Annotated in this window: 9 protein-coding genes; all 9 read right to left on the minus strand. The window is 74.2% G+C overall.

The genetic code is table 11. The features are described from left to right. The 9 genes from ACIQD7_RS33985 to serA all read right to left on the minus strand — a co-directional run bounded on the left by ACIQD7_RS33985 (position 1) and on the right by serA (position 13522). A complete protein-coding gene (locus tag ACIQD7_RS33985) occupies positions 1–1041 on the minus strand; it encodes an aldo/keto reductase (protein ID WP_402447118.1) in 1041 nt (346 codons plus the stop codon). Then, complete coding sequence (locus tag ACIQD7_RS33990; RefSeq protein ID WP_402447121.1) at positions 1038–4922, minus strand: ABC transporter ATP-binding protein; 3885 nt, start codon at positions 4920–4922, stop codon at positions 1038–1040. The genes ACIQD7_RS33985 and ACIQD7_RS33990 overlap by 4 nt, the downstream gene beginning before the upstream one ends. Beyond that, positions 4919–6328, minus strand: coding sequence for an LLM class flavin-dependent oxidoreductase (locus tag ACIQD7_RS33995; protein ID WP_402447124.1), 1410 nt, complete (start codon positions 6326–6328; stop codon positions 4919–4921). Before ACIQD7_RS33995 ends, ACIQD7_RS33990 begins: the two co-directional genes overlap by 4 nt. Next, positions 6312–7205 carry an ABC transporter ATP-binding protein gene (locus ACIQD7_RS34000; protein ID WP_402447127.1) on the minus strand — a complete coding sequence of 298 codons (894 nt, stop codon included), beginning with the start codon at positions 7203–7205 and terminating at the stop codon, positions 6312–6314. The genes ACIQD7_RS33995 and ACIQD7_RS34000 overlap by 17 nt, the downstream gene beginning before the upstream one ends. Further along, positions 7181–8098, minus strand: coding sequence for an ABC transporter permease (locus ACIQD7_RS34005; RefSeq protein WP_402447130.1), 918 nt, complete (start codon positions 8096–8098; stop codon positions 7181–7183). The genes ACIQD7_RS34000 and ACIQD7_RS34005 overlap by 25 nt, the downstream gene beginning before the upstream one ends. Further along, the gene (locus ACIQD7_RS34010; protein WP_402447132.1) at positions 8095–9168 is read right to left on the minus strand and encodes an ABC transporter substrate-binding protein; all 1074 of its coding nucleotides are present in this window, start codon (positions 9166–9168) and stop codon (positions 8095–8097) included. The genes ACIQD7_RS34005 and ACIQD7_RS34010 overlap by 4 nt, the downstream gene beginning before the upstream one ends. 69 nt (positions 9169–9237) lie before the next feature. Further along, complete coding sequence (locus ACIQD7_RS34015; RefSeq protein WP_161372388.1) at positions 9238–9741, minus strand: flavin reductase family protein; 504 nt, start codon at positions 9739–9741, stop codon at positions 9238–9240. Between the two features lie 465 nt (positions 9742–10206). Next, positions 10207–11442 carry an ROK family transcriptional regulator gene (locus ACIQD7_RS34020; protein WP_402447142.1) on the minus strand — a complete coding sequence of 412 codons (1236 nt, stop codon included), beginning with the start codon at positions 11440–11442 and terminating at the stop codon, positions 10207–10209. 490 nt (positions 11443–11932) lie between these two features. Further along, positions 11933–13522: a phosphoglycerate dehydrogenase gene (gene serA, locus ACIQD7_RS34025; protein ID WP_161372389.1), complete on the minus strand. Its 1590-nt coding sequence runs from the start codon at positions 13520–13522 to the stop codon at positions 11933–11935. Between the last annotated feature and the right edge of the window lie 337 nt (positions 13523–13859).

Here is a 13859-nt window from a genome sequence, read left to right on the forward strand (position 1 = left end):
TCAGGGCCGGGGGCGGCGGCGCAGCTCCGGGTCGGTGAGGGCAGGCGGCACGTATCCGGCGTCGCGGGCGGACAGGTTCGTGCCCGGCGGCACGATCTTGTCGATCCGGTCGAGGACGTCCCGGCTCAGCCGGATCCGGTCCGCGCCGAGCTGGGCCTCCAGCTGTTCGGAGGTCCGGGGCCCGATGATCGCGGAGGTGACGGCGGGGTGCTCCAGGACGAAGGCGAGGGCGAGCTGGACGAGGGTGAGCCCGGCCTCCTCCGCGAGCTGGGCCAGGGCCTCGGCGGCGTCGAGCTTGGCCGCGTTCTCGGGCGAGCCGATGTCGAAGCGCCCGGCCTGCCGGTCGCTCCGGCTGGACTGCGGCTGCTCCGCGCCCTTGCGGTAGCGGCCGGAGAGCCAGCCGCCGGCCAGCGGGCTCCAGGTGAGGACCCCGAGGCCGTACCGCTGGGCGACGGGCAGCACCTCGCGTTCGATCCCCCGGGCGAGCAGGGAGTACGGCGGCTGCTCGGCGACGACCCGCTCGCGGCCCCGGCGCTCGGCGGTCCACTGGCCCTCCACGATCGCGGAGGGCTCGAAGGTGGAGGTGCCGATGTAGCGGATCTTGCCCTGGCGCACGAGGTCGGTGAGGGCGCCGAGGGTCTCGTCGAAGTCGGTCTCCGGCTCGGGCCGGTGCACCTGGTAGAGGTCGATCCAGTCGGTGCCGAGGCGGCGCAGGCTGTTCTCGACCTCGCGGACGATCCAGCGGCGGCTGTTGCCGCGCTCGTTGGGGTCGTCGCCGAGGCTGCCGTGGAACTTGGTGGCCAGGACGACGTCGTCCCGGCGGCCCCCGGCGAGCGCCTTGCCGACGATCGTCTCCGACTCCCCGGCCGAGTAGACGTCGGCGGTGTCGACGAAGTTGATGCCGGAGTCCAGGGCCCTGTGGATGATCCGGACGCCGTCGGCGTGGTCGGTGTTGCCGCGGGCGCCGAACATCATGGTGCCCAGGCACAGCGGGCTCACCCGGACGCCGGTGCGGCCCAGCAGGCGGTGTTCGGTGGTCATCGCGCACTCCCTTGAACGAGTCGGTCGTGGTGCTCCGCCGCCGGAGGGGCGGACGGGGTGGTACGGGTCGTGGTCGTGGTGCCCTGCCGGTAGGCGTCCCAGAGGCGGCGGTACGGCCCCCGGCCTGCGAGGAGCTGCGCGTGGGTGCCGCTCTCGACGACGGTGCCCGCCTCCAGGACGACCACCCGGTCGGCGCGGGCGGCGGTGGTGAGCCGGTGCGCGACGACGAGGGTGGTGCGCCGGCGGGTGAGCGCGTCGACGGCGGCGGCCACGCGCCGCTCGGTGGCCAGGTCGAGCGAGGCGGTCGCCTCGTCCAGGAGCAGCACGTCCGGGTCGATCAGCTCGGCGCGGGCGAGGGCCAGGAGCTGGCGCTGTCCGGCCGACAGGCCGTGCCCCCGCTCCCCCACCGGGGTCAGGTAGCCGGCGGGCAGGGCGGCCACCGCCTCGTGGGCGCCGACCGCACGCGCGGCGGCCTCCACCTCGGCGTCGGTGGCGTCCGGGCGGCCGTAGGCGATGGCGTCGCGGACGGTGGCGCCGAACAGGTGGGGCTCCTGCGGGACGATGCCGAGCCGGCGCCGGTAGCCGGTCAGGTCGAGGTCGCGCAGGTCGTGCCCGTCGACCCGGACCGTCCCGGCCACCGGGTCGTAGAAGCGGGCCAGGAGCTTGACGACCGTGGACTTGCCCGCGCCGGTGGTGCCGACGAGGGCGACCGTCTCGCCGGGGGCGACGCGCAGCCGGACGCCGTGGAGGACGTCCCGCTCCCGGCCGCCCGCGTAGTGGAACGACACGTCGTCGAACTCGACCTCGCCGCGCAGCGAGGTCACCGGGCGGGGCGCCGCCGCCCGGGGCGTGGCGACGGGCGTGCGCATCAGGGACCGCAGCCTGCTCATCCCGACGACCGCCTGCTGGTAGCCGTCGAAGACCTGGGAGAGCTGCTGGATCGGCGAGAAGAACAGCTCGACGTAGAGCAGGAAGGCGATCAGCGTCCCGGCGGTCAGCTCCCCGGAGCGCACCTGCCCGACGCCGACGGCCAGGACGGCGGCGGTGGACAGGGTGCCGAGGAACTCCACGAACGGGAAGAAGGTGCCCATATAGCGCTGGGCGCGCAGCCGCGAGTCGCGGAAGGACCAGGCGAGCGCGGCGAAGTGGTCGGCGTTGTGCCGCTCGCGCCGGAACGCCTGGGTGACGCGCAGCATCCCGACGTTCTCCTGGAGGCAGGCGTTGACCGTACTGATCCGCTCCCGGGCCTCCAGGTAGGCGGGGACCGAGTAGTGGCGGAACACGGCGGTCGCGCCGATCAGCAGCGGCAGCGCGGCCAGCAGCACCAGGGCGAGGCCGGCGTCGATCACCAGGAGGGCGGCCAGGACGCCGAGGACGGTGAGGAGGCTGACGACGGCGGTGATCAGACCGGTCTGGAGGAAGTTCGACAGGGCGTCCACGTCGGTGGTCATCCGGGTCATGATCCGGCCGCCGAGCTCCCCCTCGTAGTAGTCGAGGCCGAGCCGCTGCAACTGGGCGTAGGTCTTGATCCGCAGGGTGTAGAGGAGCCGTTCGCCGGTGCGTCCGGTGGTGCGGACCTGGGCGACACCGACGAGCCAGTTCAGGCCGACGACCGCGGCGGCGGCCAGGGACGCGGCGAGGAGGACGCCCCGGGCCTGGTGCGCGACGCCGCCGTCCACGCCGTGGCGCACGAGGACGGGGACGGCGATCTGGGCGAGGGCGTCCACGGCGACGAGGAGCAGTCCGGCGAGCAGTGGGAGCCGGAAGGGCCGCAGGAGGGTGCCGAGGTGGAACGAGGGGTCGGCCGAGACGGCCTGGTCGAGCGGGACCTTCGGGTCGTCGGCGGGCAGCGGGAGCCGTTCCAGGGCGGCGAGGAGTTCGGGGGTGGGCGGGGCGGAGCCGAGGACCCCGCCGCCGGGTCCGGCGCGGCCGGGCCCCGAGGTGGCGGCGGCCTCGGCGAGCGCGTTGGCGGCCCGTACGGCCGTGTGCTCGTCGTGGGCGGGCCCGGAGTCCGCCGGGCGGCGCCACAGCTCCTCGGTGACGCCCCGCGCCGGGGCCGGGGCCTCCTCCGGGTGCTCCTCGTCCTCTTCGGCGGCCAGGAGCGCGCGGAACAGGGCCGAGCGGGAGCGCAGTTCGTCCAGGGTGCCGGTGTCGACGACCCGGCCGCCGTCCATGAGCGCGATCCGGTCGGCCAGCTCCAGGGTGGACTCGCGGTGGGCGACGAGGACGGTGGTGGAGCGGCGTCCGGACCCGGTCAGGGAGGCGTGGATCTCGGCCTCGGTCCGGGCATCGATCGCGGATGTGGCGTCGTCGAGGACCAGGACCTCGGGGTCGGCGAGCAGCGCGCGGGCGAGCGCGATCCGCTGGCGCTGGCCGCCGGAGAGCGTCAGGCCCTGCTCGCCGACGACCGTGTCGTAGCCCTCGGGGAGCCGGTCGACGAACGCGTCGGCGCGGGCGAGGCGGGCGGCGGCCCGTACCTCCTCGTCGCCCGCGTCCGGGCGTCCGTAGGCGATGTTGGCCCGTACGGTGTCGGAGAGCAGCAGGCTCTCCTCGAAGACGAAGCCGATGCGGGAGCGCAGGGCGGACAGGGGCAGGTCGCGGACGTCGTGCCCGCCGACCCGGACCGCGCCCGCCGCCGTGTCGTAGAAGCGGGGCAGGAGCGCGACGGCGGTGGACTTGCCGCAGCCCGCCGGGCCGATGAGCGCGAGCGTCTCGCCCGGGCGCACGTCCAGGCTGAAGCCGTCGAGGAGGGGTTCGCCGTCGCCGTGGGCGAAGGTCACGTCGTCCCAGACGAGGGCCGGGGGGCCGGGGGGCGGTCCGGCGGGGAGGTCCCGGGTGGCCGGCGGGTCCGTGATCCCCGGCAGGTCGGTGGTCCCCGGCGGATCCGTGATCCCCGGCTTCTCGTCGATCACCTCGAAGACCCGCTCCGCGCCCGCCCTGGCCTGCTGCCAGACGGTGAGCAGGGTCGCCACCTGGCGGACCGGGGTGACGAAGGAGCCGAGGTAGGCGGTGAAGGCGAGGAAGGTGCCGAGCGAGACCCGGCCGTCGAGCGCCAGCCAGCCGCCGAGCGCGAGGACCGCGACCTGGCCGAGGGCGGGGACGGCCTGGAGGGCCGGGTTGTAGCGGCTGGTGAAGGCGACGACCCGCAGCCGGGAGGAGAAGAGGCCGCGCACGCGCCGCTCCAGGCCCGCCAGTTCGCGCTCCTCCTGGCCGAAGCCCTTGACGATCCGGACCCCGGTGACCGTGGCCTCGACGGCGGAGGCGACCTCGGCCGCCTCCTGCTGGGCGTGCCAGTTCGCGGGGAAGAGGGTGCGCCGGCCGCGCAGGGCGATCAGCCACAGGAGCGGGCCGACGACCAGGGCGACGACGGTGAGCAGCGGCGAGAGCCACGCCATGAAGACCAGCGAGACGCAGAACATCAGGGCGTTGCCGGTCATGTTGGGCAGGAACTGCAGCAGCGTCTGGATGAGGGTGATGTCGGAGATGGACCGGCTCACCACCTGGCCGGTGCGCAGGTCGTCCTGCTGGGCGCCGTCCAGGCGCAGCAGGGCCGCGAAGGCGTCGTTGCGCAGGTCGTACTGGACGCCGAGGGAGAGCCGTCCGGAGCAGTAGCGGCGGACGAAGCTCCCGGCGAAGCGGACGGCGCCGATGCCGGTGAGCAGCAGGATCCAGGGCGTGAGGGAGGCGGTCGCGGAGCCGGCGACGCCGTCCACGACGTGGCGGAGCAGGAGGGGCAGCGAGGCGGTGGCGACGGCGGCCACGGCGGCGGCGCCGAAGGCGAGCAGGAGGTCGGTGCGGCGGCGGAGCGCGTACCCGCCGAGGCGGCGGGCCCAGCCGGGCCGCGCCGCCTCGACGTCCTCGCGGGTGGGACAGTCGCTCACCGGGCCTCGACCAGCCCGGCGCCGAGGTGGCCGCCGTCGTGTCCGGCGGCGTCCTGTCCGTGGTTGTCGAACAGGCGGTTGGCGGGCCGGGGCAGGCCGTAGTGGTCGCGCAGGGTGGTGCCGGTGTACTCGGTGCGGAACAGGCCGCGCTCCTGGAGGAGCGGCACCACGCGGTCGACGAAGGCCTCCAGCCCCGAGGGCAGGACGGCCGGCATGATGTTGAAGCCGTCGGCCGCGCCGCTGACGTACCAGTGCTCGATGGTGTCGGCGATCTGCTCGGGGGTGCCGGCGAACGTACGGTGTCCCCGGCCGCCGCCCAGGCGCCCGATGAGCTGCCGCACGGTGAGCCGCTCGCGCCGGGCCAGCTCCACGATCAGCGTGTAGCGGCTCTTGGCGCCCTCGATCTCGTCCTCGGTGGGGATGTCCTCGGGCAGCTCGGCGTCCAGGTCGAGGTCGTCGGGCGCGATCCGCAGCCGCTGGGCGAGCTGGCGCTTGGCGTACTCGGGCACGATGAGCCGGTCGAGTTCGGCGTCCAGCTCGCGGGCCTCCGCCTCGGTGTCGCCGATGACGGGGACGATGCCGGGGAGGATCTTGATGCCGTCGGGGTCCCGGCCGAAGGCGAGCGCCCGCCGCTTGACGTCCTTGTAGAAGGCGGTGCCCTCCTCCAGGGTCTGCTGGGCGGTGAAGACGGCCTCGGCGTAGCGGGCGGCGAAGTCCTTGCCGTCCTCGCTCGATCCGGCCTGGACGAGCAGGGGGTAGCCCTGCGGGGAGCGCTCGACGTTCAGCGGGCCGTCCACGCGGAAGAACTCGCCCCGGTGGCCGATGGGCCGGACCCGGTCGGCGCGGGCGTGGATCCCGGCCTCCTTGTCGGCCACCACCGCGTCGTCGGCCCAGCTGTCCCAGAGCTTGGTGGCCACGTCGACGAACTCGGCGGCGCGGCGGTAGCGCTTGCGGTGCAGCGGGGTGTCGTCCAGGCCGAAGTTGCGGGCGGCGTCGGCCCCGGCGGTGGTGACGATGTTCCAGCCGGCCCGTCCGTTCGACACGTGGTCCAGGGAGTTGAAGCGGCGGGCCAGGTTGAAGGGCTCGTTGTAGCTGGTGGAGGCGGTGGCGATGAGCCCGATGTGCGAGGTGACGGCGGCCAGGGCGGTGAGGAGCACGGTCGGCTCCAGCTTGCTGACGGGCCGGCGGCCGGGGTCGCCGTGCTGGACCGGGCTGTCCGCGAGGAAGACCGAGTCGAGCTTGCCGCGTTCCGCGATGCGGGCGAGGTTCTGGTAGTGCGCGATGCCGGTGCCGCCGTCGGCGGGGCTCTCGGGGAGGCGCCAGGCGGCCTCGTGGTGGCCGACCGACATCAGGAAGGCGTTGAGGTGGAGCGGCTTGCGGGCGGGGCGGTCAGACGTGGGCGGCATGGGGGCGGTCCTCCTGGCGGGGGGCGGGCTGGGACGGGGCGGGAGCGCCGGGCGCGGAGTGCACGCCGAGCGCGGCGAGCAGGGCGTCGCGGTACTCCTGGAAGCGCGGGTCGCGCCGGTCGCGCGGGGTGGGGAGGTCGATGGCGAGGTCGACCGAGATCGCCCCCTCGTCGAGGACCAGGACGCGGTCGGCGAGCTCGACGGCCTCGTCCACGTCGTGGGTGACGAGGAGGACGGCGGGCCGGTGCCGCTCGTACAGCTCGCGGAGCAGACCGTGCATCTTGATCCGGGTCAGCGCGTCGAGCGCGCCGAACGGCTCGTCGGCCAGGAGCAGTTCGGGATCCCGTACGAGCGCGCGGGCGAGCGCGGCCCGCTGCTGCTCGCCGCCGGACAGCTCGTGCGGCCAGGACCGCTCGCGTCCGGCGAGGCCGACCTCCGCGAGGGCGGTCAGGCCCCGCTCGTGGGCGCCGGGCCCGCGCAGGCCGAGGGTCACGTTGTCCAGGACCCGCAGCCAGGGCAGCAGCCGGGAGTCCTGGAAGGAGAGCGAGACCCGCTCGGGGACCAGCAGCTCCCCCGAGCCCTCGACGTCGTGGTCGAGTCCGGCGACGGCGCGCAGCAGGGTGGACTTGCCGGAGCCGCTGCGGCCGAGGAGGGCGGTGAACTCCCCCGCGCCCAGGGCGAGGTCGATCTCCTTGAGGACGATCCGGTCGCCGAAGCGGCGGACCAGCCGGCCGGCCCGTACGGCGGGGGCGGCCGTTCCCGGGGCGGTGGGGTGCGGGTCGTGCGTCCCGGGGGCGGTGGGGCGCGGGTCGTGCGTCCCCGGGACTGCGGGGCGCGGGTCGTGGTCCTTCGTCAGCCCGCCAGCGTGCGTCGCCATGACAGGGCCCTCCTCTCGACGGCGCGGACGAGGGCGTCGGAGGCGAATCCGAAGGTTCCGTAGGCCACCAGGCCGACGATGATCACGTCGGACTGGGCGTACTGCTGGGCCTGGAACATCATGTATCCGATGCCGCTGGTGGCGTTGACCTGCTCGACGACGATCAGGCCCAGCCAGGACGAGGTGACGCCGAGCCGCAGCCCCACGAAGAAGCCGGGCAGCGAGCCGGGCAGGACGACCTTGCGCAGGAACGTCCAGCGGCTCAGCTCCAGGACCTCCGCGAGTTCCACGTGGCGGCTGTCGATGCTGGTCAGCGAGGCGTACGTGTTGATGTAGACGATCACGGCGACGCCGAGGGCGATGACGGTGACCTTCATCTGCTCGCCGATGCCGAGCCAGAGGATGAGCAGCGGCAGCATCGCGAGGGACGGGATGGCGCGCTTGATCTGGAGGGGCCCGTCGACCAGGTACTCGCCGGTGCGGCTGAGTCCGGCGGTCACGGCGAGCAGCACGCCCGCGCCGACGCCGAGGAGCAGTCCGGAGCCGGCCCGCCGGAGCGAGACGAGCACGTTGCCCTGGAGGCGTCCGTCGGAGATCAGCTCGACGGCCGTGGAGACGACCGCGCCGGGGCCGGAGAGGATGCGGGGGTCGAGGTAGCCGGCCGCGGAGGCGGCCCACCAGACGGCGACGAGGAGCACGGGGCCGAGGAGCCGGCCGAAGGGGACGGCCCTGCCGGGGCCGAGCCGCCGCCTCCGCCGGGCGCCGGATCGGGGCGGGGCGGAGGCGTCCGGGGGCGGGGCGGCCGCCTTCCGGGCGGCGGGGGCCGCCTCCTCCGGCCGGACCAGGGTTCCCGTCGCCGCGGGAGTACGGACGCCGGTCAGCGCGTCGGTCATGATCCCTCCCGGTACTGGGCGGCCACGGCGCCGGACGCGAGGCCCTCGAAGCGCCGGTCGAACAGCGAGGCGGCGTCCACCTTCGGCACGAACCCGCCCTCGGCGAGCAGGTCGGCGGTCTCCTGCTCCCAGGCGATGGCCTTGTCCCAGGAGACGGGGAACCGCGGTTGGGCGAGGGAGGCGACGATCCGGCGCCCGTCGGCCTCCTTCACGCCCTGGTCCTTGACGTAGTAGGCGTCGATCCAGCGGTCGGTGTTCTCCCACGCCCACACCACGCCCTGCGCCCAGAGGGGAACGAAGCTGCGGACGGCCGCGGCCTTCGCCGGGTCGTTCAGCACCTCGACGGGGGACCAGAGGACGGTCAGCAGGTCGATGACGTCGGTGGGCACCCGGCGCGCGCCGTCCCCGGCGTACTGGGAGAGGTACTTGGTGAGCGTCGGCTCGCCGAGGGGCGCGACGTCGACCTGCTTGGACTGGAGCGCGGTGAGGAACTGGGTGCTCGGCAGCTCGACGAGGTCGACGTCGCCGTGGGCGATCCCGGCCTGCTTCAGGGCGCGCAGGACGACGACGCCCTGCGCCTGCCCCTGGGAGAAGGCGATCTTCTTGCCCCGGAAGTCCGCGACGCTCCCGATCGAGGCGCCGGGCGCGGTGGCGAACACGTAGGAGGGCTGTCTGCGGACCTGTACGGCGACGATGCGGGACTCCACGCCGATGGCCTCGGCCTGGATCGGCGGAATTCCGGCGTTGCTCGCCAGGTCGATGGAGCGCGCCCGGAATCCCTGGATGATGTCGGGTCCGGCGCTCAGATTGGGCCACTCGGAGACGGTGAAGGGGAGTTTCTTTCCGATGCCGGATTCGGCGAATTGAATGCGCGAACTGCGGACGGCGACGGTCAGCGAGGTCCCGGCGGGCGGCGGCCCGGTGGGCAGTTCCTTCAGCGGGGTGGAATGGGCGGCGTTGCTGGTCGGGGGCGCGCATCCGGCGGCGGCGAGGACGGCGCCGGACGCGAAGGCGAGGAACCCCCTGCGGGCGAGGACCGGGGACGGTGGCGGGTGCGGGAAGGAGGGCATGAGGGAGTCCTGTCGGGGTGTGCGGGGCTCGGGGCGGAGACGGGAGGGGGCCGGGGAGGCGCGGCGGGGTCAGAGCGAGTGGTACGCGCCGTCGTGGAAGAGCAGCGGGCGCCGGTCCGCGTCCTGCCAGGCGTCCACGACGCGGCCGATGACGATCCGGTGGTCGCCCGCGGGGACCAGCTGCTCGATGTCGACGCGCAGCCAGCCGGTGACGCCGTCGAGGACCGGGTCGCCCTGCGCGAGGCGCCGCCAGCCGGTGGGGCGGGCGAACCTGTCGATGCCGCTGGTGGCGAAGCGCCTGGCCAGGTCCTCCTGTTCGGCGCCGAGGAAGTTGACGACCGCCGAGGTGGCGCGCCGCAGGTGCGGCCAGGAGGAGGAGCGGGTCGCGATGCCGAAGGAGAGCAGCGGCGGTTCGAGGGAGAGGGAGGTGAGCGAGGTGGCGGTGAAGCCGACGGGGCCGGCGCCGGCGTCCGCGGTGACGACCACGACACCGGCCGGGTAGGCGCGGAACGCCCGCTTGAAGAGGCCGGGTTCGAGGCCGGCGGCGGGTTGCGAGGACAAGGAGACGGTCATGTTTCCCCCGGGCGACGGAGAGGGACGGGCAGGACGGACGAGGGCACGGCGGAGCCGGGCGGGGCGGTGCGGAGGCACGGCGACGGCGCCGGAAGGGCCGGAACGCACCGCGCGCGGAAAAGGGCGCGCGGGAAAAGGGGTGAAGGAAGAACGGGAGCGGGATCCGGGAAGAACGCTCGGATCAGCGGGCTCGGCAGGGACAACAGGAACGCCGGGTGCGCGCCGAATGCGGCACGTGGCGTCGGGTCCTCTGCGGGCTGCTCATGAATCCATCTTCCCGGCCCCGCTCGGAGCCGGTCAACAATGCAACTCTCTGAATTAAGTCGGTATTCGCCGGGCGTACGACCGGGGCTCCCCCGCCGTCACGGCACCCGCGGTCGGGACACCGCCGTCACGACACGCTCAGTCGGGACACCGCCGCCGGGACGCCCGCGCTCGGGACGCCCGCGCTCAGGACGCCCGCGCTCAGGACACGGCGGGCAGCGCGGGCCAGGGGGCGAGCGGGTCGTCGTGCAGGGCGCCGAGGGCGACGGCCGGTCCGGCGGTGGCCAGGACGTGTCCGGTGAAGCTGCTGGGCACGACGGCCCGCTCGGGGTCGTCGCAGACCAGGGACCGTTCGGCCGCGGCGGCCCGCAGCTCGGCCAGGCAGGGGTCGAGGCGGCCGGAGCTCGGTTCGACGACGACGAGGACCTCGGGGTCGAACATGTCGAGGAGGACGGCCGCCGCCCTGCCGACGGTCCGGGCCCGCCGGCGGAACACCGAGACCGCGGTCTCCTCCCCCTCCACCGCCCGCTCCAGCAGCTCGGGGAAGGTGTCGACGCGGAGGCCCTGCCGGGCGGCCCGGAGCAGCATCGCGGGCTCCGACACCTCGGACTGGAGGCAGCCGGGGACGCCGCAGACGCACGTCGCGCCGCCGTCGCCCGTGCCCACCGGGAGGTGGGCGACGTTGCCCGCGCCGAACCGCGGCCCCTGGTGCACCGAGCCCGAGGAGACGAAGGCCGCGTCCACCACGTTGCCGACGAACAGCACCACCGCGCTGGCCCGGGTCGACGCGACGCCGATGAGCTGCTCGGCGCGGGCGAGGGCGCGCGCGTGGCTGTCGACGTGGACGGGGAGCCCGGTGGCTCCGGCGAGCACCTCCCGTACGGGGACGTCCCGCCAGCCCAGCTGGGGGTGGTGGACCACGACCCCGGCGGCCGGGTCGACCCAGTGCCCGGTGGCGAAGCCGAGGGCGAGGGCGGTGCGGCCCGCGCCGTGGGCGGCGAGCATCCGGCGCAGCCCGTCGGCCACCCGGCCCAGGACCTCGGCGGGTTCGGTGCTGGTGTGCGGGAGGCGCTCCTCGGCGACCGGGTGGCCCCGCAGGTCCATGAGGGCGAGCGTGGTGTGGGTGACGGCGACGTGCGCGCCGGCGATGAGATAGCGCGCGGTGTCGATCTCGACGGGGATGTGGGGGCGGCCGAGGCCCCGGGGTCCGGCCGTCTCCGGTCCCTCCCGGACGAGCCCCCGGCCGATCAGGACGCCGCAGTGGCCGGTGACCGAGGCGGGCGAGAGGCCGGTGAGCCGGGCGATCGTGCTGCGGGCGACCGGGCCGTGGTCGAGGATCGCCCCCAGGACGGCGCCGGTGCTGGAGGTGCGCCGCGGCGGGGCGGCCGCGGACGGGATGTCCGAGCGGCGCAGGGGGGCGGTACGGGAGGAGGACATGCGCGTTCTGTCCACGAGGGCCTTCTTCGGGTCCGTTGCGGTGGTACGCGTACCGCGGCACCCTCCCCGTCCCGGCCGTGCGGGTGCGGCGGAGGGGAACGGCGCACCGGAAGGCCGGGGGTGGGGGCCGGTTCCGGAGGCAGGCGTACGCTCGGAGCTCCCGGAGGGGAGCGCTGGCTCTCACCCGAGCGCCGGCGCGGCGCGGTCCCTCCGCTCCCGGACGTCCCCGGGCACGGGTCGGGATCCGCGCGGTCTCCGCCGTGCGCTCACGGGCCTACCGACACGCGGCGGAGCACACGCGCTTGAGGTCCACGTGACCCCGTGTCGTCAGAAGCGCGGAACGGTGCATGGCGCGCAACATAGCCGGAGTGCCGCAAGACGGTCAATCGACGGCCCGCATCATGGGACGCCCCGGAAAGCGCGACGCCCGGCCGCCGGCCACTCGTACGGGACGAGCGGCGGGCGACCGGGCGCGGAATGCGGGAACGCGTCAGATCAGGTTGACCGAGCGGGCCGAGGTGGCGCCGATCTCGGCCGAGATCTCCGAGAGCACCGCCGCCGGGACGGTGTCGTCCACGGTGAGCACGACGAGCGCCTCGCCGCCCTCCTCCGCGCGGGAGACCTGCATCCCGGCGATGTTCAGACCGGCCTCGCCGAGGATCCGGCCGACCGTGCCGACGACGCCGGGACGGTCCTCGTAGCGCAGCACGACCATGTGGTCGGCGAGCGCCAGGTCCACGTCGTACTCGCCGACGGCGACGATCTTCTGGAGGTGCTTGGGGCCGGCCAGGGTGCCGGAGACCGAGACCTCCTCGCCGCTGCCGAGGGTGCCGCGCACGGTGACCACGTTGCGGTGGTCGGGGGACTCGCTCGACGTGGTCAGGCGCACCTCGACGCCGCGCTCCTGCGCGAACAGCGGGGCGTTGACGTACGACACGGTCTCGTCGACCACGTCCTCGAACACGCCCTTGAGCGCGGAGAGTTCGAGCACCTTCACGTCGTGCTGGGTGATCTCGCCGTAGACCTCGACATCGAGCCGGGCCGCGACCTCGCCCGCGAGGGCGGTGAAGATCCGGCCGAGCTTCTCGGCGAGCGGCAGACCGGGCTTGACGTCCTCGGCGATGACGCCGCCCTGGACGTTGACCGCGTCCGGGACCAGCTCGCCGGCGAGCGCCAGGCGCACCGAGCGGGCGACGGCGATGCCGGCCTTCTCCTGGGCCTCGTCCGTGGAGGCGCCGAGGTGCGGGGTGCAGACGACCTGGTCGAGCTCGAAGAGCGGGGAGTCCGTGCAGGGCTCCTTGGCGTACACGTCGAGGCCGGCGCCGGCGACCCGGCCCTCCTTGAGCGCCGAGTACAGCGCCTCCTCGTCCACGATCCCGCCGCGCGCGGCGTTGACGATGCGGACGGAGGGCTTGACCTTGTGCAGCGCCTCGTCGCCGATGAGACCGAGGGTCTCCGGGGTCTTCGGCAGGTGGACGGTGATGAAGTCCGCGACCTCCAGGAGCTCGTCCAGGGTCAGCAGCTTCACCCCCATCTGGGCGGCGCGGGCCGGCTGCACGTAGGGGTCGTACGCGACGATCTTCATGCCGAAGGCGGACATGCGCTGGGCGACCAGGACGCCGATGCGGCCGAGGCCGACGACGCCGAGGGTCTTCTCGCTCAGCTCGACGCCGGTGTACTTGGAGCGCTTCCACTCGCCGTTCTTCAGCGCCGTGTTGGCCTGCGGGATGTTGCGCGCGGTGGCGACGAGCAGGCCGCACGCGAGCTCGGCGGCGGTGACGATGTTGGACGTCGGGGCGTTGACGACCATCACGCCGGCCTTGGTGGCGGCGGAGACGTCGACGTTGTCCAGGCCGACGCCGGCGCGGGCGACCACGCGCAGCTTCCGGGCGGCGGCGATGGCCTCGGCGTCGACCTTGGTGGCGGACCGGACCAGGATCGCGTCCACGTCCGCGATGGCGGGGATCAGTTCGGCGCGGTCGGCGCCGTTGCAGTGCCGGATCTCGAAGTCCGGGCCCAGCGCGTCGACGGTGGCGGGCGACAGCTCTTCAGCGATGAGTACGACAGGTTTCGAGCTCACGTGAGTCCTCACAGGTCCAGTGCGGACGGCCGTCCCGACGGCCGCAGGCGGTGGAGGGGGCTTGCCGCGTGAAAGCGCACGACGCTGTGGGCCTGACGCGTATGTTGTTCAGAAGTGTAGTGGTGCGCGGGCGCCGCTCGTGCGCCTCGTCGGCAGGATCACCCGTCCGTGTTGGACGGCGTGTCCAACGACGGGGAACGGGGCCGGACAGCACGTCCGGCCCCGCTCCGGAAGGCTTACGCCTCCTCGTCGTTCACCCAGCTCATGAGCTTGCGCAGCTCCTTGCCGGTGGTCTCCAGGAGGTGCTGCTCGTCCTGGGTCTTGTACGCGTTGTACT

The organism is Streptomyces sp. NPDC093071 (genome assembly GCF_044754545.1).
In the GTDB taxonomy this organism is placed as follows: Bacteria; Actinomycetota; Actinomycetes; order Streptomycetales; family Streptomycetaceae; genus Streptomyces.

What these genes read in the sequence shown, in the direction of transcription:
- ACIQD7_RS33985 (WP_402447118.1), bottom strand. Translation starts at nt 1,041, where the DNA reads ATGACCACCGAACACCGCCTGCTGGGCCGCACCGGCGTCCGGGTGAGC.
- ACIQD7_RS33995 (WP_402447124.1), bottom strand. Translation starts at nt 6,328, where the DNA reads ATGCCGCCCACGTCTGACCGCCCCGCCCGCAAGCCGCTCCACCTCAAC.
- ACIQD7_RS34000 (WP_402447127.1), bottom strand. Translation starts at nt 7,205, where the DNA reads ATGGCGACGCACGCTGGCGGGCTGACGAAGGACCACGACCCGCGCCCC.
- ACIQD7_RS34005 (WP_402447130.1), bottom strand. Translation starts at nt 8,098, where the DNA reads ATGACCGACGCGCTGACCGGCGTCCGTACTCCCGCGGCGACGGGAACC.
- ACIQD7_RS34010 (WP_402447132.1), bottom strand. Translation starts at nt 9,168, where the DNA reads ATGCCCTCCTTCCCGCACCCGCCACCGTCCCCGGTCCTCGCCCGCAGG.
- ACIQD7_RS34015 (WP_161372388.1), bottom strand. Translation starts at nt 9,741, where the DNA reads ATGACCGTCTCCTTGTCCTCGCAACCCGCCGCCGGCCTCGAACCCGGC.
- ACIQD7_RS34020 (WP_402447142.1), bottom strand. Translation starts at nt 11,442, where the DNA reads ATGTCCTCCTCCCGTACCGCCCCCCTGCGCCGCTCGGACATCCCGTCC.